Raw genomic sequence first — 26,521 nt, 5'->3', positions numbered from 1 at the left:
GGAGAGGAACAACACAGCAATGAGTCTCGTGATTGCATTCATCGGTTCGCAGGGCGCGGTCATGGCAGGGGATATGCGGGAGATACTCTTCCTCGGAGATGCCTCCTGCCGGGAGGCGCTCGAGGCGGAGCTCTACGACGGACGGATCGTCACCGACGATGCACTGCGGCGCCGGGCAGCTGAGATCGGCATCGGCGTCCATGTCAGGGACACGAAGACCAAGGTCGCAGAGCGTGACGGGATCCTCGTCGGCGAGGTCGGCGAGACCGAGGCAGGCATCGTCCGGAAGCGGAGGCTCTACGCCTCGCAGGGGAACTACGCCATCGCCGACTTCGAAGGGGACAGCATGACCCTCGTCTCGAAAGGGACCGGGAGCACCTTCACCGTTCTCGGGAATGCCGTGGCAAAAGAGATCGCCAACCGGTGTATCCGGGAAGCCTGGAAAGGCGGCGGTATGGCAGAGGCGGTGCGGACGATCGTCTTCACCATGCAGACGGCCGCGAGGACGACCGCATCGGTGAGCAATGAGTATCTCCTGGTGCAGACACCGCACAGAAAAGACGTCGTTACCGTCCTGGAAAAAGATGCTGCGCGCGCAGCGGCCGGACGCGGAGAGGAGAGCGGGTCCTGCAGCGGGTGACGCCCTCGCCCGGCAAGGGCAAGAGAGATACGCAGGCAGAGCGGATCCGTATTCAGAACAAAAAGCAACGGAACGGTGACGAGTGACCGCAGCATACCTACCATTCTTTCTGATCATCTACGCTCTTCTCAACGCAGGTGCGTATCTCCTCTTCGCACGCGACAAGAGGAAGGCAGAGGGCAATGCATGGAGAACCCCGGAGACCACGCTCCTGCTCTCCGCCCTCTTCGGGCCGTTTGGAGCATACGCGGCGATGCGCCGCTTCCGGCATAAAACGCGGAAGACGAAGTTTGTGCTCGTACCGGTCTTTGCCGTGATGCACACCGCAGTGATCCTCTGGATACTGGTCTCCCTGGTGTAGCCCGGGAGGCAGAAGAGACGTTCAGGGATCCGGTTCTGCGGAGAGGGGGCGGTAGAGGTGATGGCAAACGCTTTCATGCGCCCGGAGGCTTCGGGGACAAGCGAACAGGATATCAATGGGCAGGTCGGCAAGGTCGCAACGGCCACGCTCAGGAATGAAGAACTCGCATATCCCAAAGGTGCACGGTTCGGACACAGACCCCCTCCGCATGCCTGAATGCGCATCCATAGATATAAAACTTTCTCATGGCGGCAGGCACCCTCCACCACGCCGGGGGGAAACGTATTCCCGGGATCCGTCTCCTATCCACCAGGGCACGGATCCGGCAAAAAACCTGGCCGCGGCACGAAAAGAGGAGTGAAAACCGGTTCTGCCGAACCGGTTCACCTCATCATCGGAGAGACCGGCCAAACCACTGTGCCCGCTCTTCGCCGCGGGTGCAGTGGTAGATGTGCTGCATCCCCCAGTCCTGCATCACCGGGCAGTCCGGACAGATACACTTCTTCTCCTCCGATCCGATGCAGACAAAGCTCTTCCCCCATGCACAGAAGAAACCCTCATGGGCGTTCTTTGCACACTCGTTGTATGTCGGACACTGTCCGCAGATGCACTTCTTTCCCTCGTCTTCGAGAAATTTCGCACGTTCTTCCGGTGACATCTGCTGCATCCTCTTCATCGTCTCCTCAAATGTTCCCATCCGGTCATCACCGAAAGAGGGGTCTACCCCATTAGCGCTACCCTGAGATACGGGGATTTGCGCGTCTCCCGCGTCCTTCCCCTGACCGGGCTGGTGCCGGGGACGACCTTTTTCCCGGGCGTCTCCCCGTGCCGTGGACCGTGGTGGCTCTCGCCAGGGGGGGGCGGAATCTCCCCCTCCCCTGTCTCCCGCGAAGATCCGCACACCTCACCCCCCCACCTCGCCCGGCCTCCGGCCTCCTCCCCCGCCCCCAGGGGCGGGGGCAGTCATGGCGATACCCAATGGAAAGCCGTGCCCCGGGTTGCAATCAATCGGGAACACCCGGATGCGATCTCAACAAAGGTATCATCAGTTGTTTCGGAGGGCACTACCCCTCAAGGGGCGGGGGCAGTCATGGCGATACCCAGGGGAAAGTCCATGCCCCCGAATACCCCGGATTGCGGTCATCCGGAGCAAGAGATGGGATCTCATCAATTGCCTGGACCCCGCCGATCGCAGCAGGAATTCAGCGCACCCAGAGGCTACGGTAGCGCGTATGGGGATCTCCCCCGGCACCGACAGTTAAAAGTTTGCATGAGGGTCGCCGCCTATGCGTGCGGCGATAGACCCGCGGCAGCGTATCTGCCGGAACTGCACGGCCTGCGCAGAATATTTATATGACAGCGGCGGCACTGGGAGACCTGCACAACGACAGAGAGGAGGGTACGAAAGATGGCACGAAGAGGATCCCCGTATGGGATGTGGAGTGAATTCGATGAGATGATTGCCGAGATGCGGCGACAGTTTGGTGAGATGCTGGCAGGCCTCAGAGAAGCGCCGGGCACCGCCATGCTCCCTGGCGCCGGGATGCTGGTCGATGTCAGCGAGCATCCCGGCGAGGTCGTGATCGCCGCCGACTGCCCCGGCGTCGAGCGGCAGGACGTCTCGCTCCGTCTCCTTGACCCAATGACGCTGCGGATCGCGATCCAGCGCGAGGCGGCGACAGAAACAGAGCGGGAAGGCTACTATATGCGGGAGCGGACGGTCGGAGCAGTTTCACGGGACGTATCGCTGCCTGCGGAGGTCACCGAACAGGGTGCACAGGCCACCTTCAAAAACGGTGTGCTGGAGGTACGTCTCCCGAAGACTCCCGAGGCACGGGGAAGAGAGATCGCGGTTGCTGAAGAGCCGGATACCCGGGTGCCCGGGTCTGCCGCAGAAGCGGAGAGGAACGCTGCGAGACTGCGGCAGCAGAAGGAGGAGGAACTCAGAGAAGCACGGGAGAAGATCGAGCCTTCGGGCTATCTGAGCAGCGAGAAGCTAGAGGAGGAGGCCCGGGACGTCGAGCTGGAGCAGCGGGGAAGCCCGGAAGAGCGGAGAACGGCTGCAGAGCTGCGGCAGCAGAAAGAGGAGGAGCGCGCAGAAGCAAAGAGGAAGCTCGGATAGCGGGACCCGGCAGAACCGTCACGGCGCCTGACCGGCGGAGAGCGAGCGCAGCCGGCTGATCGCCGCAGCAAGTTCCTGGGGGCGGAAGGCGGCGTAGTCACCGGACGGATACGGCGAGAGAACGTCCAGACCGCCGGCGGTTATTGCATCCATGACGGCCGCAACCACCTCCCGGAGCGTCCGCTCGCGATCCATGGAACTGCGGGCAAGGAGGATCGCCCGCCCGATCGCTGCGGTCTGTGCCGGGTCGACGATCTGGGCGACCGCCGAGAGGTCTATCTCATGGAGGCCGAAGCGGATCGCCCGGGTGCCGACGGCCGAAACTTTCGCCTCATACTTTCCTTTCCGTGCGTCGATACTCCGGGCATGGGGTATGCGCTGCCGGACCTGACGAAAATTCCCGTCCCCCTCCGTCAGCCGCCCGGTGGCATACCGGGCGGCGATATCCCGCGCCTCTGCGGTGACGTCCTCGGGCAGGTACTCCTTCAGGCGGATCACCGTGTCGGCGATCTCGAAGTAATCGCCGGAGCCCCCGATCACCAGCACGCTCGATACATGAGCGTCATGGAAGAGCGGGCGGGCGCGATCGATGAACGGCGTGATCGGCTCGTTCCCGCCGGCGACGAGCTCCTGCATCCGGCGGTCGCGGATCATCATATTGGTCGCCGCGGTGTCCTCGTCGATCAGGAGAACCGACGCACCCACCTCCAGCGCCTCGACGATGTTCGCCGCCTGCGACGTGCTCCCGCTGGCGTTCTCGGTCGAGAACGACCGGGTGTCCGGCCGGCCGGGGAGATCCGTGATGAACGGGGAGATGTCGACGTTCTCGACCCTCCGCCCGTCTTCCGCCCGGATCTTGACGGCCGACGCATCCGTGACCACGAACTCACGCCCGTCGCCGGGGACGTGATTGTAGACGCCGCGTTCGAGCGCCGCAAGCAGCGTGGATTTTCCGTGGAATCCGCCGCCGACGATCAGGGTGATCCCCTTCGGGACACCCATCCCGGTGAGCGTTCCCCGGTGCGGGAGGTCGACGGAGACCCGCAACGAGGGGGGTGAGGCGAAGGGAACCGCCCGCTCCCGCTCCAGGGGCCGATCGTCCACCCCGCTCGCCCGCGGCAGAATCGCCCCGTCGGCGACGAACCCGACGAGGCCGAGGGCGTCGAGCGAGGAGCGGAGGTGGTCGGCGTCCTCGTTTGTCCGGATATGCCGGGCAAGGTCTTCTGCGTCGACGGCCGCGTACGGGAGCGATGCGCGTACGATCTCCGGAACGTCCTCAAAAAAGAGCCTCTCCGCCTCCCTGCCGAGCACGGTCCTCCCGCGGGCGGGAAGACCGACGGTGAACCGGGCCTCGACGGCGCCGTCGGCCGCCACGACCACCGATGAGCGCTCCAGGATCTCCCGGCCCGGCCGGGCGATGGCAATAGAGCCACTCTTGCCGCTGCCCCGCTGCCTCCGGGGGCGGGCGTCAACCGCCGCCGCGAACCTCCGGGCAAGATGGTCGGCAAGAGCTATCCGCCGCCCTTTCGTCCGGGTGCAGGAGGAGGGATAGCCTGCCGTCCCGGCAGGAACCCGTACCCGCACCCGGCTCGGCGCCGCGAACGGGTCGGCCTGGACGTGGTTGATGGTGAGCGTATACCCGGGAAAGGCATACGCTCCCCTGCAGTCCCGGTACGCCCCGTATCCCCTGCCATCGATCCGCCGGAGCGTGCTTGAGAGGTCGCCGGCGGGTTGGGTTCGCTCCTCTGCCGTCATATCTGAACGTATGGACGCAGGGCAGAGAAGAGCCTTTCCCGGGAGCAGGGGGATCGTACGCGGGAGCACAGCAAGGATTCAAAAAGTATGAGTTATCATTATCCGATACCTGGCGTATGATCCTCCAGCACGTCCGGGAGCGTGGGTGACGGGAGGCGGTATCATGAATATATCCGACCTGGTAGACATCGGCGATCTCGAGGCTCTCTGCAGGAGTTTTACCGACCTGACGGGCGCCCCCACAGCCGTCCTCGACCGGGAAGGTGCAATCCTTATTGAAACCGGATGGCAGGAGATCTGTGCCCGATTTCACCGGACGCACCCCGGGACCGCGGCGAGGTGCCTGAAGAGCGAGACGGTTCCGGGCATGCAGCCCGACACCAAAGAGGGCTACGCACTCTACCGGTGCAGGAACGGTCTTGTATCGGTGTCCGTTCCCATCACCATCCGGGGCGAGAGGATCGGGTATTTCGTCACCGGGCAGTTCCTCCTCGAGCCTCCCGACCGCGACTTCTTTGTCAGGCAGGCCGAAGAGTTCGGCTTTGATACGGACGCCTATCTCGAGGCGCTCGGAAAAGTTCCGATCCTCTCGAAAGAGTACGTGCTGAAGATGATGGACTTCTTCTCCCGCCTTGCACATCTCTTCAGCGATATGGCGCTCACCACGAAGAACGTCAGGGACACAAACGCGGCGCTGCAGGAGGCGAACGAACGGCTGCACTACGAGATGGAGGAGCGGCGGCAGGTTGAGGAGAAGATCCGGGAGGCAGAGCACAGAAACGCCGTGCTCCTCGGCGCCATCCCGGACATGATGTTTGTCCTCTCCCGTGACGGAGAGTACCGGGACTTCCAGGTGCCCGATCTGCAGCTCCTTGCCCTGCCTGCCGATGAGATCATCGGGAAGACCATTCGTGACGCCGGATTTGCTCCCGAAGCCGTCGACGCCATCCTAAAAGCGATCGAACGGGCTCTTGCGACCGAAGAGCTCCAGTACATCGAGTACCAACTTGCGGTGCCGTCGGGACTCCGGCAGTTCGAGGCGCGTCTCCTGGCGCTGAACGATCGGGAAGTCCTCTGCATCGTCCGCGACATCACCGAGAGGAAACAGGCAGAGCGCATCCGCATTCAGGCATTCGAACAGATCGAGCGGAACATCGAGCAGATTGCCGTCCTCGCCGATCACATCCGCCAGCCGCTCCAGGTGATCCTGGGCATGGCGGACCTCAGCGGCGAGGAGCGGGTCATGGAGACGATCCACGATCAGGTCACGCGGATCAACGACTGCATCAAAGAACTCGACCGGGGCTGGATCGAGTCACGGAAGATCCGGACGTTCCTCCAGCGGCACGAGTTACTGTAAGGATCCTGGAGAACCTATTCATTGTCGCGGATCATACGGTGTAACCACCCCCGCTCCTGCTCATGGGTCTTCACGCTCACTGCATCGCTGATAACGGTGGTGTAAGATACCGAGTACTCGAGGGCGATCATCCGTGTCGGCATCCTGGTACCATTGATGATAGGATTGTTCCAGACTTTGCTGTTTGGAATAATCACCCTGGGATTATCAATCTGCTTCAGTTCGGTCGACATAATGTTTACATTCTTAACATAACCGCGGTGCCCTGCAATGGTCACTTCATCCCCGATATCAGGTAGTGCTCCAGCATATACCTGATACGTGATCTCAGAGAATCCGACCGAATTACGCTACCCGCCAACCCGTGTTCATGAAAAAAATACCATGGGGAGAAGATTTCCAGTATCGGGCCTTGGTGAAGCTCTATTCCGGCTGTCATTCTTCCCTGACGAGATTGGTGCCGAACCGGGCTTGTCCCGGCGTCTCCCCATGCCGTGAACCGTGGTGGCTATCGCCATGGGGATGGAGCCTCCCCCCTCCCCTGTCTTACGCAAAGATCCGCACACCTCACCCCCCAACCTCGCCCGGCCTCCGGCCTCCTCCCCCCTCCCCAGGGGGCGGGGGCAGTCATGGCGATACCCAGGGGAAAGCCGTGCCCCGGGGTGCAATCAATCGGGAACACCTGGATGCGATCGCAACAAAGGGAGTATCAGTTGTTTCGTAGGGCACTACCCGATATCATACGCCCGTGCAGAGGCAATCCAGATGCCCGACGCAAGATTGTTGATGGTGTCCTGAAGTCCGAAGCCCAGGATAAACGTAACCAGCGCAGAGACACTCAGAATGACAGCATCGATATCCTCGTCCAGAAACGCAAGGACGAGAAGAACCACGATAAGGTAGAGGAACCATCGTATCGCGTTGATGATATGGGTCATCATTATTTTGGGTATCTGGATATGCTTCTCGGACTAATCCTCGAGTTTGAAAATGAGTATCCGAACGATAATATATCCAATAATGATGGTGAGTATCGCACACGCGCTGTTTTCGAGAGACAGCTACATAATACGGGAAGCATCGATAGCAGGCAGGGAGAGATCCGGAGCCGCCATGGTAAACCTCAAAGCTATACGCGGGTATTTATAAAGAGACGATGAAAAGCGCTTCCAATTCGTATTTTAACCGCATTTACCCGATCTCGGAGAGTTTAACACCAATAAACGCGCAGATTTTCTGATCGGGGGCAGGGCAGATTTCCGGATACCTATCGCGGAGATATCAGACCGACCGCGCCCCTTTGCCAATCGAGGCCCCGCAACCAGGAGGCGGATACGGTAACGCGACCGCAGGGGATACCTTTATTACCGTACTCCAGAATGGGGAGAAGTAAAACCGGTGATACGATGATCGAGGGGTACGGTGCAATACGAAAACTGCCGGATGCGGCCTGCCAGCCCGATAAAAATCTGGAATACCGGATCGTATACCGGATATCAAGCCCGCCCGAAAAAGAGGGCGATCCCACCCCGGGGCTTTCGCACATCGCTCTTACCATCAACCTCTTCGAGTGGGCCGGGGTGCCCGGCGAACACCTGCACCTGGCAGGAGTCGTCCATAGTGGAGCGACCCCCGCAACGCTCACCCTCGAAGCATATCGGAGGGATTTCGGCAGGGTTAATCCGGACGCCGACCTCATCCACCAGCTCACGCAGAACGGCGTTGCACTCTACGTTTGCGGGCAGTCGGTTCTCAAACACGGATACCGGCGGGACGACGTGAACCCGGAGGTGACATACGCCCTCTCCGCACTCTCCGTCCTGCCCGCCTATCAGATGAAGGGCTACGCGCTGATGCACTACTAGGAGGAGCCATGAAGATCTATCCGCCCTGGACCGAACCGCACGGAAGCGGCCGCAGATTCACCGTCCCGGAGGTCAACAACGTTCCGGACCTGCACGGGGATATCGTCGACCCCGAGCTCGTGATCTTCTTCAACGGCAACCAGTTCATGGTCACCCACGATCTGATCACCGCATTCCGGCAGGAATATCCCGGGTACCGGAGGATCTACTGGCAGACCCTGCCGCCCGGCGTGCTGGCCGAGCAGATCAGTGCCGGAGCTCTGCTGATCGGCAATCTGCGGATCGCACTCCGGCCGGACATCTTCACCGCCGGGAGGTCACGCATCGAGCACTTCGACCGGGAAAACGGCTGGTTCGACCGAATTGAGCCCTACGCGAAAAATCGGCTCGGGATCATGGTCCGTGCCGACAACCCCTGCCGGGTCGCCGGGCTTGCCGACCTCGGCAGACCGGACGTGCGGGTCAGCATGCCCGACCCGCGGTCCGAAGGTGTCGGGCGGTTGATCCTGGAGGCATATGAAAAGGCGGGGGGGCAGGCGCTCGTCGATGCCGTGATGCGGGAGAAAGTCGATGCGGGAGCCACTTACCTGACCGAGATCCACCACCGGCAGACGCCCATGCGGATCCTGCAGGGCCTTTCCGATGCGGGACCGGTGTGGTGCACCGAAGCGCTCTTCCAGCAGCGGATCGGAAACCCGATAGCGCTGGTGACGGTTCCCCCGGAGCAGAACCAGACCGGCACCTATGCCGCCGCACGGCTGCGCGATGCCCCCCACCCGCAGGCCGCCGCCGAATTCCTCGATTTTCTCGCCGGCCCCGGCGGGCAGGCGGTGTACCGTGAGTATGGGTTCCTGCCGCCCTGATCGCCGGTGCAACGTCTGCTCCGCACGGATCGCCCCTATACCATCAGGAACTCGCCGGGGGCGAGGCTGGTTGCAAGCATCACCGTGTTGATCTCCCGGTGTTCGGTCCAGGTGGCGGCCTGCCGGTTCTTCTCATCCAGCCAGAACTCTCTGATCGCCTCGCCGAGCGGCAGGTACTCTGCGATGGCCTGCGCCTGCCGCTGCAGGGAGGGGGCAAAAGCGTCCGGGTGCTCCTCGAACGCCTCCAGCATCATGGGAACGCCCGCAAGCCCGACGGCAAGCCCGAGCTCGCGGAAGGCCAGGCGATATGCGGCGGGATGCCGGAGCACCCCCCGCTGTGCGAAGGAGACAAGGCCCGGCCCTGCAGCGCCCAGGACTGATTCCAGCAGTTCGGCGTATGTCCATTCTCCCTCGATCATCAGCCGGGCGATCCGCGTCGCATCGAAGAGGAGGCCGCCGATCCCGAGCGGATCGTCGGTAACAAGATGCACTTTCCGGCATATCCCGGCCATGTCAGCGATCCCGGGCGCCAGATCGATCCGGGCAGCCGTCCCGGGGAGGTTCTTCACCGCCGCCTGCAGCTCGCTGTAGGTGACGAGACCGTCGAGCGGGTCGTGCTGCCCCATGGCGTGGACAAGCGGCCGGGAGAGATCGATGCTCATCTTCCAGTACATCCGCTTCCCGCCACCGGCGGCGTAGGTGAACGCCTCGTGAGCGACCCGGGCAAGCTCCATCGCCCACCGGAGGTAGACGGGATCGCCGGTGACGGCGGCGACGCGGCTTAAGGCATGCATCCACTTCGTCAGGTAGTGATAATACTGCCCGTCCCGGTCCCACTCCAGCCGCTCGTCGAACGGCTCGCCGGCGGCGCGTTCGTTCATTTTTTTCCCGATCCGAAGCCCTCCGGCCGTCGGGTGCTCCTCGCCCTCCGCTGCGGGTAGATCGCTGATCCAGCCTGCCCTCGGGTCGTCGTCACGGTGGCGGCCGAGTGTGTGGTGCACCTGGCCGACGAGGGCGAGAGCGAGGGCGCGATACGCCGCATCGCCGGTCAGCCGGAAGAGGTCGAGGTAGGTGCAGACCGCATAAGCGTCGGTCCAGAGGTAGCGCCGCGGCCGGTCACTCGCGGGATCGAGCCCGGTCCGGGCGGCATACTCCCGCATCGTCTTTTGGAGAAAGCCGGTTGCCGTATCCCGTATCATTCCTTTCCTCCTCACCTCTCTGCACGGGCGCGGGAGCAGAGAAGAATTCCCGCCGTCCGCCGGATAAGGCCCCTCCGGCAAAGCGCCTTTCCCCGGGATGGAGCAACTGCCGTAAAAAAGTACCGCCCATCCGCGAGGTTCGGCACGGGAGAACATCCATCACGGCGGATTGCTTTCGGCCGCCGGCAATGCGACAAGGGGGCAGGGATGCAGGGTGACGGCGCTCACGCACGCAGGAAAAAAGGAGAAGTGATCTTCACAGTTTCGCGATAACCGATGCCGTGAGGGAGTCGAACGCCGATCTCATCGCGTCGGCGGCGGTTGCATACGCTTCGAAAGCCTCGGGAGAGACTTTCCGGGATTCCTCACGCTCATCATCCTCGCAACAGTCGTCTTCGCCTGCAGATGCACGGGAACTACGACCACACCGCGGGCAGGCGAGCAGGAGAATGTCATCGGCATTCTGCTGCCGCTCACCGGCGACTATACGGAGGCCGGACAGGCCAGCAATGCCGCCCTTGAAGTGGCTGCTGAGGATATCAACAGGTACTTTGCCTCAATCGGCTCAGACTACCAGGTACGCCTGGTCGTCGAGGATACAGAGACCGAGCCCGCCGTTGCGCTTGAGAAGTTGAAAAAACTCGATGCGCAGGGGGTCACGATGGTCATCGGCCCCGTATCCAGCGCCGAGAGGCGGTTCGGGGTTACGCGGACGAGCACGGGATCATCATCGTCAGCACCATGAGCACGGCGCCGTCACTCGCGATTGTCGGCGACAACGTCTTCCGGTTCGTGCCGCCGGACACCTTCCAGGCAGATGCGATGGCATACTTCCTGAACGAGAGTGGGGTCACAGCGATCGTGCCCATCTCCCGCGGCGACGTCTGGGGCGACGAACTCCGGAACCTGACGGCGGCGGCGGTCGAAGAGAACGGCGGAACCGTCTTTGACGGGGTCAGGTACACACCGGGCACGGCGGACTACACCGCTGCGGTAGCGGACCTCGACGTGCAGGTCGGGCATGCCATCGCAGTATACGGCGCGGAAAAGGTCGGCGTCTACGCTATCACCCTCGAAGAGGCAGCGCCGATCATGGAGGCGGCCGCAGGGATGCAGAACCTCTCGCAGGTCCGATGGTACGGAAGCGACGCGAACGTTCTCATCGGTGCGCTGGCGACACCCGGCGATGCCGCCCGGTTCGCAGCACGGACGAGCTTCACCGGCCCGGCGTTCTGGCAGCAGGATCTTGTCGCGGCACACGAGGCCACCGTCCGGAAGATCCAGGACCGGCTGGGCCGTCAGCCCGACGGCTACAGCCTGGCATCCTACGATGTACTCTGGATCGTCACCACAGTCTGCACGCAGACCGCATCGGCAGATGCATCGGAGCTGAAGGTCGCCTTAACGGAGGTCGCGGCGAGGGTCAGCGGATCCTTCTGCGATGAGGTCTCTCTGAATGCCGCCGGCGACCGGTCGACTGCGCACTACTGCTTCTGGTCGGTGGAGGGCGGCGACGCATACCAGTGGGTGCCGGTTGCCCAGTACGATATCTGGACGGCGGGTATGCCTCCGAATTTCGCAGTGATCGGCGCCTGAACGCCGACACCCGTATCCACTCTTTTGACCCGTGCCGGCTCCGACCGCACCCTCGTACGACGCCGACCGACCGGACAGCACCCGCACGACGGCAGCGGTCACGCTTCCCGGCTACCCACCGCACTCGCCCTCGCCGCAGTGCTGCTCTGAAAACTCCCTCTTTTGACCGGTCAGTACCCGGTCGCGTAGTAGTAGCCGTCCTCATCCTGCTTTACGTGCACCGGCACGCGGAACAGTCCGCCGATGTTCTCGTCGGTCAGCACCTCCGCCTTCGGCCCGTCTCTCCAGAACCGGCCGTCCCGCATGAGGACGACCCGCGAGATCTCGGGGATGATGTCGTGGAGGTTATGGGTCACGAGAATGATCCCGGTGCCGGACCGGGCGATCGTGCGGAGGGTCTTGCGGAAGGTATGGAGGGCATGCAGGTCGAGGCTGTTCGTGGGCTCGTCCAGGAGGAGGGCTGCCGGGTCGTGGACGAGCGCCCGGCCGATCAGGAGCCTCCGTGCCTCGCCCGAGGAAAGCTCCGTCATCGGGCGGTCCGCGAGATGTTCGATCTCGAGGAACGCGAGGACCTCGTCCGCTTTCGCTTCCATCGCGCTCGTCACGGCGTGGGTGAAGAGCCCGACGCTCGAGAAGAAACCGGAGAGGACGACCTCCCTGCCGGAGATATCCCGGGAGAAGGTCTGCTGCAGGTCATTTGAGACGACGCCGAGATGGGAGCGCAGGTCGAAGACGTCCCACCGGTCGTTGCCCCAGATTCTGAAGACGACGTCCTCTCTCCGGCCCGACGGATAATACTCGCGGGTGATCAACCTGACGAACGACGACTTTCCCGCACCGTTCGGCCCGAGCAGGGCAATCTGCTCCCCGGCACGGACGGTAAGCGAGAGCGAGTCGAGGATCGTTCTGCCGTCCCGAACGACAGTGATCTTCTCAAACTCAAACAGGGGCGGGGGGGTCGCTGTCATTGTCGGGTGCTCCACATGCTGTCCCGTCTGCGGCAGAGGCGCACGGAACGTATCTGTACATGAGCTGACGGGCAGAGACTTGAAGGTTCTGCCGCACCGCCCCGGGGAGCATGCGTGAAAAATGAGGATCTGAAAAGAGATGCCGGAGGCGATCACTCCGTCGTCTTTCCGTCGAAGTGTTCCTCCCGAGCCATGGCCTCCTCGCGGGTCTTCCGGACGACCTTGTCCTGGTGTTCGGGCGGGGAGTAGATGGTGTAGAGCCTGAGGTTTGCCGTCTGTGACGTGTTCACCACGTTGTGGTTCGCGCCGCTCGGCACAATCACGGCGCTGCCGTCCTTCACGGCGTGCTCCACGCCGTCGATCACGACCTTCCCTTCTCCTTCCTCAAACCGGAAGAACTGGTCGATGTCGTCGTGCACTTCCGCACCGATCTCCTCGCCGGGTTTCAGGCACATCAGCACGAGCTGGCTGAACTTCCCGGTGTAGAGGACCCTGCGGAAGTCGGTGTTCTGTACGGTTTCTGTCTCGATATCAGCTACAAATCCTTTCTTCATGGTACAACCTCCGGACGCGGCCGGTTACGAATGGTAGCAACGCTCAAGTGTGGAGCGCGCCGGTATTTATTCTTGAGGTCGTCCCGCGGCATCGGGGAATGAGAACTCCCGGGAGCAAAGACTCCGCCGTCCGTGAAACGATCAGAAGATTCTTCACCATTCTTCCAGAAGAGGATTCTATGGATACAGCACTTCGCGATACCTTCATAGAGCTCTTTGCAAAGTACTTCCCGGGGGCGGAGCTTCCGATAGTCTTCGAGGTCGGGGGCAACGCCGGCGGACTCGAGAAAGCACCCGCCCCGAAGGGCTGGAGGTGCTTCGTCTGCGATCTTGTCAGGGTGCGAAAAGGAACGAGCCTCGTCTTCGACGAGGACTCCATCAGCTGCCGCGGGGGGCGGTTCTACCTCGGCTACGACGCCGAGCGGTTCCCCGACTTCCGCTACTTCCTCTCCTCCGGGAAGCCCGGCGCTGTCGAGGGCGAGCGTTACAAGCAGACGCCGGAGATCGTGGACGAGCTCGACAAGACGACGATGCGGCTGCCCACTGCCGGAAAGGAGCTTGTCTTCAAGCGCTGGGATAATCTCACTGAGGCGGACAACCCGGACGCCGCCGTCTTCTTCGCACGGCCCGAGGTGCTCTCCGGCCTCTTCACGCTCGCGAACTTCGACCGGACCGACCCGGACGGCGTCATCTGCCCGTTCGGCGCCGGGTGCAGCTCGGTCTTCCATTACCCGTGGCTCGAGCAGCAGAAAGAAAACCCGAAAGCCGTGCTCGGGATGTTCGACCCCTCGGCGCGCCCCTGCGTCCCGCCGGACACCCTGACGATGGCTTTTCCCATGAAGAAGTTTGAAAACGTGATCGGCTTTATGGAGGAGAGTTTCCTGGCGACCAGGTCATGGGAGAAGGTGATAAAGAAGATTGAACGGAGCGACGCGCTCCACGCACCGAAAAAGTGAGGCCGGGGAGGCCCTTCACCCGAGCGTCCGGTTGAAAAACGTCACCATCTCCCCGTAGGCATCCTCTGCGACGAAGCCCGTGGCGAGCTCGCCGTCCTGAACCATGAACCCGTGCGGCTCACCCTGGTAGACCTTAAGCTCAAAGTACTTCCCGGCAGCATCGAGGTCGGTCGCATACCGGTAGATATCGGCCACCGGGCTCGCCTGGTCAGCCGTGCCGTGGATGATCAGCATCGGATCCTCGAGCCCGCTGATGAACTCGGCCGGCGGCGTCCCGTTCGCCTGCCCACCGGAGTAGGGGAACCCGTACCAGGCGACGCCCGCGTCGAACTCCTCTATCCCGGGCAGGAAGAGCATGGTGTAGCGCCCGCCTGCGCAGAACCCGGTCAGGCCGAGGCTGCTTTCGTTCACGTCGGAGCGGTTCCCGAGATAGGCGATCGTATCCCGGATCAGCGCCTCGACTTCCGTGTCTTCCGGCGATTGTTCGTGCATCTGCCACTCAGGGGCGATGACGACGAACCCCTCGGTGGCAAACCGGTCGACCATATCCCGGTACCCGGGCTCGAGCCCGTTGAAGGAATGGATCAGCACCACGCCCGGATAGGTCCCGTTCTCACCCGGCGCTGCGATATAGGCCGGATAGGTCCGGCCGCCGCTCTCGATATCCACCGTCGTGCCGTTCTGTGCTCCGCCGTCGCTCCCTTCGCCCGGGGTGACGCACCCGGCGAGAACGAGCATGACGGCAGCGAATGCAAACAATACGATACTCCCTCTCATGAAAACCTCCCTCCGCCATGGGATGCCCCCCGTCCGGCCGCCCTGCATATAGCATTTATGCCCGGGCGGCGGACATCCTCACTGCAGGGCGATCCCCGAAAATCCCCCCTTCCTGTGCCGCATACCGGCATTCGCGCTGTATACCTGCGTTCTCTCCCTCAGCAGGAAGATACATATATGCGTCAGGCTATCCTGAACCGCCCGGCACCACCAGGTGCCCGGCACCGGAGGTACGACACATGATGACCAATGCCATGATAATGCCCACGCTCCCTGTTGCCGACATGGCCCGGGCGCGAAAGTTCTACGAGGAGAAACTCGGCCTGCGCTTCCGTGAGGAACGGGAAGCCGGAGCGCTCTACGATGCCGGAGGAGGGACGATGCTCCTGCTCTACCAGCGAGCGCCGACGAAAGCCGACAACACAGCGGCAGCATTTCTTGTGGATGATATCAAGACGGAGATTGCCGAGCTGAAACAGAAGGGGATCACATTCGAAGAGTACGATATGCCGGGTCTGAAGACCGAGGGAGGCATCGCAACCACCGGCCAGGATAAGATCGCATGGTTCAAAGACACCGAGGGGAACATCCTCGCCATGAGCCAGATTGCTGCACGTCCGGAGCAGGAACGGCGTGAAGCCGAGGCGCGGGCTGCCCCGCCGGCGCGATGACGGGCAAGAGCAGCCTGCCGCTGATCCGTGCGGCCGGTCCGTAAACCCCTTACTTTTTTGTTCGAACGCAACAGTGAGCGCCGCACCGCCCGGGCAGTGAGGTTGCGGCTCTCGCCCGGAGCGCGGTTTTTGTAGACGCACTGCTCTCCCGGCAGGAGGGGCTGGCCGGCGCAGGCGCCGCCGATCGCTCCGTGATCCGGGTTTCACGGCCGGGAAGGCGATAGTCAGAATTCAGAGCAGGAATGCGGGTATAAGAGATAAACGGAGTTCTGGGAGCACCCGTTTCACAAATCTTAACCTGACCGGCAGGCAGAGTACTGTATGCATCAATCAACCGGCGATGCCTCGGGGCGGCATTACACGCTGATCCTGATCTCGGTCTCCCTGGCGACGTTCATGACGGCGCTCGACGGGACGATCGTGAACATCGCCCTCCCGACGATATCGGAGATCTTCAACCTCCCCTCGACGACGGTCGCCTGGGTCGCTACGGCGTACCTCCTCGTGCTGACCGGATGCGTCCTCATCTTCGGCAAGATGGCGGACAGAATCGGTTTCAAGATCATATTCATCGCAGGGTTTGCGGTCTTCACCGCGGGCTCGTTCTTCTGCGGCTTTTTCCCGGAGGTCTTCAACTCGTTCGGCATGCTGATCGGCTCAAGGGTCGTCCAGGCGATCGGCGGGGCGATGATCGGCGCCATCGCGCCGGCGCTGGTTGCCGCATTCTTCCCGATGAAGATGAAGGGGAAGGCGATGGGCATGGTGACCACCTTCGCGGCGCTCGGAACCGCGGCAGGCCCGATCCTCGGTGGTGTCCTGACCCAGTACCTCTCCTGGAACTGGATCTTCTACATCAACGTCCCGGTGGGCATCGCGGCCATCCTGATCGGTTCGTACGCGATACCGGCAAGCCCGGCAGCGCAGGCTGCGCCCTCGCGGTTCGACCGGCTCGGCGCACTTCTGGTCTTCGTCGGGCTCGGGTCGCTGATCTATGCGGTCAGCGAGGGATCGACGCTCGGCTGGACCGATCCGACCATCCTCGCAGCACTCGCAGCAGCGGTGATCGCGCTCGGCTACCTCGTCCTCCACGAGTTGAAGCTGAGCGATCCGCTGCTCGACTTCCGGCTCTTTACGAACAGGAACTTCCTGTACGTCAACCTCATGCTCGTCCTCTCCTACTTCCTCTTCGGCGGCGTCAACTACCTCCTCCCGTTCTTCCTCGAACTGGTGAAGGGTTTTGACCCGTCGACCTCCGGGCTCGTCCTCACCGCCCTCTCGGTTGCCATGATGGTGAGCGGCATTCTCTCCGGGATGCTGATCAACAGCATCGGGAACCGGAAACTCTGCGTCGCCGGCGCGCTCGTCGTCTCCGCCGGATACCTGCTGTTCCAGTTCTTCTCGGCGGAGAGCCCGATGCTCTATATCGTCGGCGCACTCGCCGTTGTGGGCTTCGGTGTCGGCCTCCTGGTCTCGCCCGGCACGAACATGGCGATGAGCATGGCCTCCCGCGACAAACACGGCATGGTCTCAAGCCTCATCAACGTAGAGCGCTACGGCCCGATGACCCTTGGGATCTCCTTCATCAGCATGATCTTCATCCAGGCGATGCTCACGGTCGGGTCGCACCGCCACGTTACCGAGTCTTCTCCGGCGGATATCAGGATCGGTGTGCTTGCCACCGGGTTCGACCTGGTCTTCGTCGCCGTCTTCCTCATATCGCTTGCCGTCGTCGTCCTGGCTTTCCTGAGCCGCGACGAGATCCACGCCGACAACCTCGACGAAGACGCACCCGAGGCTCCGGTCGTCGGGGTATAACTCCTTTTTTCACGTAAAAAGTTCCGGCTCCGGGACTATCCCCCGGTCAGGGCGCAATCATGCCCCCTGGAGACGTGCACCACGGTTCGCTCCTCGCAAAGCAGATGCATAGCAGCATCGGGGTGTCGTATCGCCCACGGGGAGAATGCAGGCAAACGCCGGAATACGGAAAAGCCAGAGAAAAAGAAGAGAACAGGATCTCCCGTCACCCGGCGACCGCACAGTCCCCGGCATCGATATCCATGCCGTCGGCAGAGAGCGCCCGCGCGATGTTGCAGAAGATGGCATCGGCGGTCGCGGGAATGCCCCAGACGGGATAGGCGGACATGCCCGATAGGATCCGGTAAAACTCCGGGTAGTAGGGGTCCTCGACTGCCCCCGGAAGCGTGTAGAACCCGCTGCTCGCCGGCATCAGGTACCGGGGAACCCGGGCCGACGCATTGACGGCGTCGAGGCTGAAGGCGAGGAATTCCTTGGTCTCCGGGCTGTTGTAGAACGCGACGAACCGGAGGGCATCGGCGGTCACCGACGGGTCCGCATGCGCGTTCAGGACGAACCCGTCCGCCCAGGCGAGCGAGGGGTGGGTCCCGTCGCCGAAGACCGCCCCCTGGATCGCGATCTCCTCGTCTGCGACCGCCGGGTTTGTCAGGAGGACGATCCGGAAGGTCTCAGAAAAGCCGGTATACCGGTCGGTCCGGTGCTCCGCAAAGTCCCGCGCTCCCGGATAAGAATCGTTGTAGTAGCCGTTCAGGCAGCGGTTCCGCCCCTCCGCATCGGTGCCCTCGGCGAAGGAGGCCTCAAGCCCCTGCAGGGTATACTCGTCGAGGTTGTTCTCTGCGGCAGCGGCGAGTGCGCGGGCAAGCAGCGCCGGGTCGTCTCCGTAGTTTGAGGCATACCCGGAGAGGTAGAGCTCGGGCAGCGTCCAGCTCCCGCTGAAGTAGCCGCTCGCCGGCGCGTCCGACGGGGGAGTCCGGGAGAACCGGAACTCGCTGCAGAGCCAGGTCGGGATGGCGTAGACGGTACCGTCGGCCACGCCCATCTCCCGGAACGGCCCGACGACCCCATCAAGGTTCTCCTCGAGGAGCGCCGCCGCCTCCGGGCTCTCCGGAGTGTAGGGCCGGATATAGCCGCCGGCGACGAGCCGGCCGAGGATCGTCAGGTCGACGACGACCAGGTCGGGACCCTCCGGCGCAAAGACCCGCGGGATGTTCGCAAGGTCATAGGTGTCGTACTTTCCGGAGATCTCGAGCGTCAGGTTGATGCCGGGATACTGCTGCTCGAACCGGCCGGTCAGCATGGCAACGGTCCGCTGGTGGTCGTCGCCGTTGACGTCCACGATACCCGGATACAGGGCGACGTGCAGGTTTCTCTCCGCAGCCGGCGTCCCGGAGCCGCCGATACCGAAGACCAGGGCGGCCCCGGCAACCAGCACGCAGCATACGGCCACGGCAAACAGTGCATATCTCTTCTCCGGCATGCGATCACCTCGCTACAGATCGAAAAACCGGTCAGTCTCCCTTTCTCCAGAGCTCGCTCTGCTTCACTTCCTGCCTGCAGTGCGGGCAGAGGTAGACCTCGTCGTCCATCTCCCGGGCAAGCACCTTCGAAAACCCGGAGGCGAGAATGCCGGCGGGGAGGGCGAAGATACCGATCCCGATCAGGGCGATGACGGAGCCGAGGATCTTGCCCGCCACCGTTACCGGGACCATATCCCCGTAGCCGGTGGTGGTGAGGGTGATGATCCCCCACCACATCGCCGCCGGAATGTTGGAGAAACTCTCGGGCTGGGCCGGGTACTCGACCTGGTACATCAGGGTCGCGGCTGCGATCAGGACGATGAAGAGAACCGCATAGGTCGTGAGCAGAGTGTCCTTCTCGGCCCGGATCACCCGGATGATGAGGGAGATGGAGTCCGAGTAGCGGACGATCTTAAAGAGCCGGAAGACACGCAGGATGACAAGCCCGGTGATATTGAGGCCGAAGAAGATCAGCAGGAAGTAGGGGAGGATGACGATCAGGTCAATCAGGGCGTAGGGCGTCCGTGCCCACCGGAGCCTTCCGGCGACGGGCCTGCTGTAGTCGGGATCCTCGACGCAGGACCAGAGCCTGAGGATATACTCGATGATGAAGACGATCAGTGTCCCGCCCGCGAGCAGGGCGAGAGCGAGGGCGACCCAAGGCAGATCCTCGCGCACCTCCTGGACGGAGAGAAAGATCATGGTCGCGATGTTCACCACGATCACGAGCGTGATGAAGACATCGAAGGTGTAGCTTGCCCGGTCTCCCTCACGTGCAGGCTCCAGTATCTCGTAGACCCGCCGCCGGACTGCCCGGTCTTTCTCGTGCGCAGGCTCAAGCAACTCACCGACCCGCCGCCCGACCGCCCGGTAATCCATACAGATACATGGTTCAGAAAGGCATTTGAGCGTTTCCACCGGGGGCAGGGGCTTCTTCCCGATAGGAATGGGCAGGCATCCGCTAAAAAAAGTTCAGATAAGATCCCGGATCTCTGCAAATGGTGCGTTCTTCGGGACCCAGACGGTTTTGCCGGTGTAGTTCAGCCCGGGGGTATCCCGAAGATCCTCAAGCTCGTAGACCCGCGGCCCGTACTGGTAGCCGGTCTCGTTCAGCCACCACGCCGGATACCCGGGTTCGTCGACCGCCTCGGTCTCGGGGTCGGTTATGAGGCCGTTCGAATAGGTAACGATCAGAGTGCCGGTGAGATCGTGCCAGGCGTCGACGATCGCATCGCCCCGGGAGACGGTGACGTTCGTAAGGAGGCGTGCCGCCCCTTCTGCGTCCCCGGCATCGATGAGCGTGACCGCCTTGCTGTCGGTCTCCTGCACGAGGGCGATCGATCCGGCCTCAAGCGCGCTCTGCTCTGCGAGGATTGTATCAATCATCGCATCGTAGCGGAGCATCGCCCAGTTCGTCACGAAGTCGAACGTCCAGTAGGCGCTGTCAGGGTCGTACTGCAGCCGGTCGCCGATGGTGTATGCGGTGGATACGTTCGTAGCGCCTGCATACAGCGGAGCGTAGACCGTCTCGTACGCGACCGCCGGGCCGAACCAGAGGATGCCGCCCACCGGATCGGGGAGATGCGAGCGTGCCTGGGCGACGTAACTGTAACTGCAGAAGACCGCCGAGACCGGGCGCGGGTTCGCGCCGCCGCGGATCTGCTGGTACGATGCGTTCTGGAAGTCCGAGTGGGCGTCGTCGGGCCCGAGGTAGCGGTAGGGGTTGCCGAACGGCCCTGCCGCCGTGCCGGTTGTGAGGTCGAAGTCGGTTCCCTCGTAGTGGTCACGGAAGAGGGAGAACGCCTCCGTGAGGTTGACCTTCTCGTCGGGCCTGATGCTGAAGGGATAGGCACCCGTATACGAGCTCTCGACGTACGGGCTCAGGTTGAGCGACGGCGCGAGCCGGTCCTGGATACGCCAGACCCGCATCAGCGAGTAGTAGGGATGCGCGTACTCACCGTAGCTGACCGCCTCGAGCCAGTCGAGGGGGCCGTCCGCAGGGGACCAGGCGCCGCCCTCTTCGAGTTTGCTGAAGAGGTCACTTGAGTAGAGCTGGTCAGGGTTCCCGGGAACAACCTCGCGGATCCGAAACTCGTTCGCCGCAACAAAGACTTCCCCGTCCGGGACCTTCTGCGCGACCCAGAGACCGCCGCCGTCCTCCGGATCGAGGCTCGAGCACATCTCGATGACCCACGCCTCCTCCGGGTCGGCGAAGATGAGCGTCTCGCCGGTCCCGTAGTAGCCGTAGGTCTCGATCAGGCTGCCCACGAGCTCGACCGCTTCGCGTGCCTTCGTGCAGCGCTCAAGCGCTATGTCGGCGAGCTCCGAGGAGTAGAAGATCCTCTTTCCGGGCTCGGGGCCGAGCTCGACCTTCGCGTAATCGGTGCACTCGCCGGAGAGGAGCTGGTGCTCGTTCATCATACCGTAGGCCGAGGTGTAGTAGGCGTAGGTGTGCGGCACCTGGTCGATATATCCGAGGAGCAGGCTTGCATTACTGCCTTTCTTGCCTCCTGCCGCATCCGAACCGCTGTTCGGGTCGTAGAAGACCGGTCGTTTCGCGCCAGGATCGTGATCGCGTGCCGGTACGTAGATCAGGCTGATATCGTCGATCTGTCTCCAGTACTTCCCGACGCCGTCGTTCGTGTGCCCGACATACATCGATCCGTCCTCGGATGCACCGGGCGTTATCGCAAAGGTCGTGCATGCCGCCGCATTCGTTGACAAAAGCAGGAAGGCGACGAGCAGGCAGATGCCGCTCCGTAAAACGTCAGTTCTGGCGATACGTCTTCGCATACAGAAAAAAATACCGAACGATTTAAAAAAGTAGCGAAATTTCCTTCCGGATTCCAGGCCACTTTCGGAAAAAGTAACTCCTTTCTGATGCACTTCGGCGATACGGGCATTCCGAAGCAGGTTTCTCCACCCAGGGAGCACCGCATGCTCCCGCCGGACGGCGATGAGCACTCCGGGACTCCACGCTTCGCAGAGAGGGGCGCCTCCCATGCAATTTCGGGGGATTAAAATACGGTTGCCGTAAAACACCTTAATCGGTGTAATCCAGGATGGCAGACGTTCCCGCTCTCCCCCGGTCTCTCGGCATTGTACTCATGCTTGCGGCGATGGTGTTCCTCATCATCGGCATTCAGCTGCTCGCATACCTCGTCACGATCATCGTCGTATCGCTGATCCTCGCCATGCTCGCGTACCCTGCAACAAAGGCGCTCCGGGAGCGCGGCGTGCCGGAGATGGCCGCCGTCGGCGTGGTTACGGTCGTCGCCTGTCTTGCAGTCCTGTTCCTCTGCTATATCACCTTCTTCTCGTTCGAGAGCCTGATCTCCGACCTCCCTCTCTACCAGGAGGAACTAACCGCCCGGCTCTCCGAGCTCCTCGCCCTCCTGGACCGCTACGGGATCAGCACAGCCGCGTTCTCACCCTCCTCCATCAACCTGCAGCAGATCGCCGGGATCCTCTCCTCCTCCGCCATGAGCATCGCGGACCTTCTCCTTTACCTCTTCTTCATAGCGGTGACGACGATCTTCATGCTCCTGGAGGTGCCGCAGGTGCCGGCCCGCATCCGGAGACTGACAAAGAACAGCACCAAGAGTGTCGAGGGATTCTCCCGCATGAGCAGGTTTCTGATCGAGTTCGTCATCGTCAGAACCGAGGCGAACCTCGTCCACGGTTTCCTCTTCGGTGCGTTTCTCTGGGTGATGGGCGTGCATGCAGCCATTCTCTGGGGCGTCCTGACGTTCATCCTTGCATACATCCCCTACATCGGACTGATCATCGCCGCAGTTCCGGCGATCTTCTTCGCCTGGCTGCAGTTCGGGCTCTGGGGCGTCGTCGCGGTCGTTGCGGCCGTCATCGTCCTGAACGCCCTCGTCGAGAACCCGATCTTCGCGCACTTCGCATCGCGCCGCTTTGAGATTCCCGCACTCGTGGTCATCCTCTCGGTCATCTTCTGGGGATGGGCGCTCGGGGTCGCCGGCATGATCTTTGCCGTCCCGCTGACGCTCATCGTCCTGATGATCGCGCAGTTCAGCGACGACTGGTCGTGGGTGAACACCATCCTGGGCGTCGACCACCTCTTTACGGAAGAGCAGAAGCCGCCGGCAGAGGGCAGGGGCGCCGAAGCGCCGACGGTCAGATGACGGCAACAGGACTCTCCCCTCACAGAAGGCCTGAAACCAGGCCAAATTTCCCGTTTTGAGCGGTACCGTTCGTTTCGAGCGCAGCCGATCCCCGGGATCCGGGCGTTCCGGAGATCTCCGGGTTTCCCGTGAAAGGCCGCGCTCCTGCCGGAAGGGAAAGTGTATTACTCCAGGTCGACATACTGCGGCACATCCAGTATGCGGCGACCTCACCTGTACTCCCGGGACACTCATGCCGAAGGCGATCTTGCGGAACTCCTCGCAACAGTCGATCGCACCGCCGGCAGCGACGTTTCCGATCGCCTCGCGCAGCAGATCCGGAAGATCGGAGAACGGGCGGCTCTCGCCGACGCCATTTTAGCCGGAACAGCGAACGGGGTGATCATCTCCGGCGCGGATGGGCGGATAACGCGGATCAACACGGTCGCCGAGAAGATGGCAGGATCGGATCTCTGCGGAGACGACATGGCGGCGGTTCTCCGCCGCCTGCACCTGCGGTACCCGGACGGCCGCCCGGTCGGGGAGTACGACTCACCTGCAGGCCGGGCGCTCCGAAGCGAAGTCGTCGGGCATCAACGGTTCGACCTCACCTGCCCGTCGGGAGAGACCGTCCACGCCCGGGTTTCTGCCTTCCCGATCACCGAAGGCGGGACACTCACCGGTGCGGTCGTCGTCATCCAGGACGTCACCGCCGAGGTGCAGGAGCACACCCTCCTCGAAGGGATGTTCGACGCCCTCGGCGACATCGTCGGGGTCATGCGACCCGATCACACCCTCATCCGGTACAATAAGGCCTGCTACGAGATGCTCGGCATGACGCCCGATGAGGTGCGGGGAAAGAAGTGCTACCAGCTGATCGGCCGCACGTCGCCCTGCACCGCCTGTGCAACCGAAACAGCCGTCGCCACCCGAAAGCCGGCGATGCTTGAGCGGTGGTTCCCCGAACTCGGAATGTACCTGGAATGCCGGAGCACCCCGGTCGTAAGCGAGAGCGGCGAGGTCGCGTACATCATCGAGCACCTGCACGACGTCACCGAACAGAAACGCACCGAGGAAGAGCTCCGGAGAAGCAAGGAACAACTTGAACTGCTTCTCCGTGGCGCAAGAGACCTCATCTACCGGATCGAGCTCGTACCGGCATTCCGGTTCTCCTACGTCAGCCCGTCGGCGACCGCCCTCACCGGATATACCCCGGAAGAGATGCTTGCCGACCCGGAACTCGGCGATGCGATGATCCACCCGGACGACCGCCCGCATCTCGCTGCGGCAGGTCGCGGCGAGGCCGCCGTCGAGCAGCCGCTCGTGCTCCGCCTGATACGGAAAGACGGCGACCTCATCTGGATTGAACTCCTGAATACGCCCGTCCTCGACGCTGCCGGGAACCTCGTCGCGCTCGAGGGAATCGCCCGGGACGTCACTGACCGGCAGCGGGCGAGGGAAGCACTCGAACAGAGCGAGCAGCGGCTCTCCACCCTGCTTTCAAACCTCCAGGGCATGGCCTACCGCTGCCGGAACGATCCCGGCTGGACGATGGAGTTCCTGAGCGAAGGCGCGCGCGGGATGACCGGCTATGCTCCGGACGATATCGTCGGGAACCGGCAGGTGGCCTACGGCGACCTCATCCACCCGGATGACCGGATGCGGGTCTGGGAAGAGGTGCAGGCCGGCCTTGCGGCACACGCGCCCTTTCAGGTGATCTACCGGATCGTCACCCGGGACCGCAGGGAGCGATGGGTCTGGGAGCAGGGGCGCGGCATCTTCGATCCCGGCGGCCGGGTCGTTGCGATCGAGGGCTACATCACCGATATTACCGACCGCATCCTGGCTGAACAGGCCCTCACAGAGAGCGAGGAGCGCTACCGCAGCATCTTCACGACGAGCCACGCGGCTATGCTGATCCTCGACCCGGAGACGGGAGATATCGTGGATGCGAACCCGGCTGCAAGCGCATACTACGGCTACCCGCACGAGGTCCTGACCGGGATGAAGATCACCGAGATCAATACGCTCGACAGCAGCGCAGCGTATGCAGAGCTGCAGAAGGCCAGAAGCGGAGAGAAGCGCCACTTTGTCTTCAGGCACCGCCTTGCAGGCGGGGAGGTTCGTGATGTCGATGTCTACAGCGGGATCATCGCCATCCATGGGAGAAGGTACCTCTACTCCATCATCCACGACGTCACCGACCGCAGAAGGACGGAAGAGGCCCTGCGGGAGAGCGAGGAGCGTTTCAGGAGCATCTTTACGGAGTCTCCGATAGCAATCGAGTCCTACGACGCCGGGGGCACCCTGGTGGACGTCAACCCTGCCGGGCTCCGGATGTTCGGCGTCTCCGACAGAGATGAAGTTCTGGGATTCAATCTCTTTGCCGACCCGAATATCCCGGAGAGCGAACGGCTCCGGCTCGAGCGCGGCGAGACGGTGCACTATACCACCGAGTTCGATTTTGAGAAGGTCAAAGAACGAAACCTCTACCGGACGGAGAAATCGGGCACCCGACACCTCGACGTCCTCATCACCCGGACCGACCATGCCGCCGATGCCCCGCACGGCTATCTGGCGCTGGTACAGGATATCACCGACCGGGTGCGGGCGCTCGACCGGATCGAACGGAACATGGAGCAGTTCGCCGTCCTCGGTGACCATATCCGCCAGCCGCTGCAGGTGATCCTCGGTGTTTCAGGCATCGTCGACGATCCGCTCACCGGGAAGATAACGGAAGAAGTCAGGCGGATAAACGGCTACATCACCGAGCTCGACCGCGGGTGGATCGAGTCGCGGAAGATCCGGGAGTTCCTCCGGCGCAACGAGATGGGGTGACGGGCGCCGACCGGTTCCCCTTCGGGAAAAAGGGATTTAGAACCTGACGCGGGGCGCTTCGGCCTCCCGCATGTTGTACTCCATCGTCCAGAGATACGCCTCGCCGTGGGCGACGCGGAAGACCGCAAGCCCGGGATCGTCCGCACCCGAGACGATCTGGAGAAGCCACGGCCGCTCTTTGACGAGCCGCTCCCTCAAAGCCGCGTCATCGAGGAACTCGACCTCGCCTGCGACCCGCATCATCGTGCCTCCATCCTCGGCGGGCGCGTAGAAGCAGAGTTCGACCTTCGGGTTCTTCAGGAGCTGCTGGCAGACACTCTTCGGCGTTCCGGTGTGGTAATAGAACCCGGTCTCATCGGCGAACCACATCAAAAATGCCCTGACCCGGGGCTGGTCGCCGTCCATGGTCGCAATATACGTCACGGGGTTTTCGTTCGCGAACTTCGCGCAGTCGGAAAGATCCATTCTCCTCTCTCATACATCCATACGGGATGCCGGTAAAAAACGTTTACGGGAGCGCCCGCATCGTCCCTT

23 protein-coding genes and 1 pseudogene are annotated in these 26,521 nt (G+C 62.6%); 12 read left to right on the top strand and 12 right to left on the bottom strand.

The window, feature by feature from the left end; translation table 11 throughout:
- Window positions 1-19 precede the first annotated feature (19 nt).
- Window positions 20-640 carry an MJ0548 connectase family domain-containing protein gene (locus tag FGU65_RS05185; protein WP_301663361.1) on the top strand — a complete coding sequence of 207 codons (621 nt, stop codon included), beginning with the start codon at window positions 20-22 and terminating at the stop codon, window positions 638-640.
- Window positions 641-722: 82 nt separating this feature from the next.
- Window positions 723-1,001: a DUF1294 domain-containing protein gene (locus FGU65_RS05180; protein WP_301663360.1), complete on the top strand. Its 279-nt coding sequence runs from the start codon at window positions 723-725 to the stop codon at window positions 999-1,001.
- 391 nt (window positions 1,002-1,392) lie between these two features.
- Here FGU65_RS05180 and FGU65_RS05175 read toward each other — a convergent pair whose 3' ends face one another.
- Entirely contained in the window at window positions 1,393-1,698 is a 306-nt protein-coding gene (locus FGU65_RS05175; RefSeq protein ID WP_301663359.1) for a DUF2769 domain-containing protein, read from the bottom strand.
- Window positions 1,699-2,409: 711 nt separating this feature from the next.
- Between FGU65_RS05175 and FGU65_RS05170 the strand changes: the two genes are divergently transcribed.
- Window positions 2,410-3,123 (top strand): Hsp20/alpha crystallin family protein, encoded by a 714-nt coding sequence (locus FGU65_RS05170; protein ID WP_301663358.1) that lies wholly within the window; start codon window positions 2,410-2,412, stop codon window positions 3,121-3,123.
- Between the two features lie 18 nt (window positions 3,124-3,141).
- On the opposite strand, the gene FGU65_RS05165 is transcribed toward FGU65_RS05170, so the two are convergent.
- Window positions 3,142-4,878 carry an ABC-ATPase domain-containing protein gene (locus FGU65_RS05165; RefSeq protein ID WP_301663357.1) on the bottom strand — a complete coding sequence of 579 codons (1,737 nt, stop codon included), beginning with the start codon at window positions 4,876-4,878 and terminating at the stop codon, window positions 3,142-3,144.
- A gap of 163 nt (window positions 4,879-5,041) precedes the next feature.
- Between FGU65_RS05165 and FGU65_RS05160 the strand changes: the two genes are divergently transcribed.
- Window positions 5,042-6,238 carry a PocR ligand-binding domain-containing protein gene (locus FGU65_RS05160; RefSeq protein WP_301663356.1) on the top strand — a complete coding sequence of 399 codons (1,197 nt, stop codon included), beginning with the start codon at window positions 5,042-5,044 and terminating at the stop codon, window positions 6,236-6,238.
- A gap of 14 nt (window positions 6,239-6,252) precedes the next feature.
- Here the strand turns inward: FGU65_RS05160 and FGU65_RS05155 are convergent, their stop codons facing one another.
- Together FGU65_RS05155 and FGU65_RS05150 are read right to left on the bottom strand one after the other, a co-directional pair.
- Entirely contained in the window at window positions 6,253-6,528 is a 276-nt protein-coding gene (locus tag FGU65_RS05155; RefSeq protein ID WP_301663622.1) for a mechanosensitive ion channel domain-containing protein, read from the bottom strand.
- 438 nt (window positions 6,529-6,966) lie between these two features.
- Window positions 6,967-7,179, bottom strand: coding sequence for a mechanosensitive ion channel domain-containing protein (locus tag FGU65_RS05150; RefSeq protein WP_301663355.1), 213 nt, complete (start codon window positions 7,177-7,179; stop codon window positions 6,967-6,969).
- A 465-nt stretch (window positions 7,180-7,644) separates the two neighbouring features.
- On the opposite strand from FGU65_RS05150, the gene FGU65_RS05145 reads away from it, so the two are divergent.
- Window positions 7,645-8,103 (top strand): DsrE family protein, encoded by a 459-nt coding sequence (locus FGU65_RS05145; RefSeq protein ID WP_301663354.1) that lies wholly within the window; start codon window positions 7,645-7,647, stop codon window positions 8,101-8,103.
- Between the two features lie 8 nt (window positions 8,104-8,111).
- Window positions 8,112-8,966, top strand: coding sequence for a molybdate ABC transporter substrate-binding protein (locus tag FGU65_RS05140; protein WP_301663353.1), 855 nt, complete (start codon window positions 8,112-8,114; stop codon window positions 8,964-8,966).
- A 35-nt stretch (window positions 8,967-9,001) separates the two neighbouring features.
- On the opposite strand, the gene FGU65_RS05135 is transcribed toward FGU65_RS05140, so the two are convergent.
- Window positions 9,002-10,165 carry a hypothetical protein gene (locus tag FGU65_RS05135; protein ID WP_301663352.1) on the bottom strand — a complete coding sequence of 388 codons (1,164 nt, stop codon included), beginning with the start codon at window positions 10,163-10,165 and terminating at the stop codon, window positions 9,002-9,004.
- Window positions 10,166-10,490: 325 nt separating this feature from the next.
- On the opposite strand from FGU65_RS05135, the pseudogene FGU65_RS05130 reads away from it, so the two are divergent.
- Window positions 10,491-11,761, top strand: a pseudogene (locus FGU65_RS05130) (ABC transporter substrate-binding protein).
- Between the two features lie 170 nt (window positions 11,762-11,931).
- On the opposite strand, the gene FGU65_RS05125 reads toward FGU65_RS05130, so the two are convergent.
- The gene (locus FGU65_RS05125; protein ID WP_301663351.1) at window positions 11,932-12,729 is read right to left on the bottom strand and encodes an ABC transporter ATP-binding protein; all 798 of its coding nucleotides are present in this window, start codon (window positions 12,727-12,729) and stop codon (window positions 11,932-11,934) included.
- 152 nt (window positions 12,730-12,881) lie between these two features.
- Window positions 12,882-13,283: a cupin domain-containing protein gene (locus tag FGU65_RS05120; RefSeq protein ID WP_301663350.1), complete on the bottom strand. Its 402-nt coding sequence runs from the start codon at window positions 13,281-13,283 to the stop codon at window positions 12,882-12,884.
- A gap of 179 nt (window positions 13,284-13,462) precedes the next feature.
- Here FGU65_RS05120 and FGU65_RS05115 point away from each other — a divergent pair, with 179 nt between their 5' ends.
- On the top strand, window positions 13,463-14,239 hold the full coding sequence (locus tag FGU65_RS05115; RefSeq protein WP_301663349.1) for a DUF169 domain-containing protein: 777 nt from the start codon (window positions 13,463-13,465) through the stop codon (window positions 14,237-14,239).
- 15 nt (window positions 14,240-14,254) lie between these two features.
- Here the strand turns inward: FGU65_RS05115 and FGU65_RS05110 are convergent, their stop codons facing one another.
- On the bottom strand, window positions 14,255-15,016 hold the full coding sequence (locus tag FGU65_RS05110) for a dienelactone hydrolase family protein (protein WP_301663348.1): 762 nt from the start codon (window positions 15,014-15,016) through the stop codon (window positions 14,255-14,257).
- A gap of 239 nt (window positions 15,017-15,255) precedes the next feature.
- Between FGU65_RS05110 and FGU65_RS05105 the strand changes: the two genes are divergently transcribed.
- Together FGU65_RS05105 and FGU65_RS05100 are read left to right on the top strand one after the other, a co-directional pair.
- Window positions 15,256-15,687, top strand: a complete 432-nt coding sequence (locus FGU65_RS05105; RefSeq protein WP_301663347.1) for a VOC family protein — start codon at window positions 15,256-15,258, stop codon at window positions 15,685-15,687.
- A gap of 321 nt (window positions 15,688-16,008) precedes the next feature.
- Window positions 16,009-17,502 (top strand): MFS transporter, encoded by a 1,494-nt coding sequence (locus tag FGU65_RS05100; protein ID WP_301663346.1) that lies wholly within the window; start codon window positions 16,009-16,011, stop codon window positions 17,500-17,502.
- A gap of 205 nt (window positions 17,503-17,707) precedes the next feature.
- Here FGU65_RS05100 and FGU65_RS05095 read toward each other — a convergent pair whose 3' ends face one another.
- The 3 genes from FGU65_RS05095 to FGU65_RS05085 all read right to left on the bottom strand — a co-directional run bounded on the left by FGU65_RS05095 (window position 17,708) and on the right by FGU65_RS05085 (window position 21,812).
- Window positions 17,708-18,979 (bottom strand): type 2 periplasmic-binding domain-containing protein, encoded by a 1,272-nt coding sequence (locus FGU65_RS05095; RefSeq protein ID WP_301663345.1) that lies wholly within the window; start codon window positions 18,977-18,979, stop codon window positions 17,708-17,710.
- Window positions 18,980-19,010: 31 nt separating this feature from the next.
- Complete coding sequence (locus tag FGU65_RS05090) at window positions 19,011-19,898, bottom strand: ion transporter (protein ID WP_301663344.1); 888 nt, start codon at window positions 19,896-19,898, stop codon at window positions 19,011-19,013.
- A 93-nt stretch (window positions 19,899-19,991) separates the two neighbouring features.
- Window positions 19,992-21,812, bottom strand: a complete 1,821-nt coding sequence (locus tag FGU65_RS05085) for a dipeptidase (RefSeq protein ID WP_301663343.1) — start codon at window positions 21,810-21,812, stop codon at window positions 19,992-19,994.
- A gap of 269 nt (window positions 21,813-22,081) precedes the next feature.
- On the opposite strand from FGU65_RS05085, the gene FGU65_RS05080 reads away from it, so the two are divergent.
- Together FGU65_RS05080 and FGU65_RS05075 are read left to right on the top strand one after the other, a co-directional pair.
- Window positions 22,082-23,170 carry an AI-2E family transporter gene (locus FGU65_RS05080; RefSeq protein ID WP_301663342.1) on the top strand — a complete coding sequence of 363 codons (1,089 nt, stop codon included), beginning with the start codon at window positions 22,082-22,084 and terminating at the stop codon, window positions 23,168-23,170.
- 198 nt (window positions 23,171-23,368) lie between these two features.
- On the top strand, window positions 23,369-25,987 hold the full coding sequence (locus FGU65_RS05075; RefSeq protein ID WP_301663341.1) for a PAS domain-containing protein: 2,619 nt from the start codon (window positions 23,369-23,371) through the stop codon (window positions 25,985-25,987).
- A gap of 36 nt (window positions 25,988-26,023) precedes the next feature.
- Here FGU65_RS05075 and FGU65_RS05070 read toward each other — a convergent pair whose 3' ends face one another.
- Window positions 26,024-26,452 (bottom strand): pyridoxamine 5'-phosphate oxidase family protein, encoded by a 429-nt coding sequence (locus tag FGU65_RS05070; RefSeq protein WP_301663340.1) that lies wholly within the window; start codon window positions 26,450-26,452, stop codon window positions 26,024-26,026.
- Between the last annotated feature and the right edge of the window lie 69 nt (window positions 26,453-26,521).

This window comes from Methanoculleus frigidifontis, assembly GCF_030464345.1.
Taxonomy (GTDB): Archaea; Halobacteriota; Methanomicrobia; order Methanomicrobiales; family Methanoculleaceae; genus Methanoculleus_A; species Methanoculleus_A frigidifontis.
Note: the sequence above shows the minus strand (reverse complement) of the source record. Positions and strands in the feature narration are given on the sequence as shown.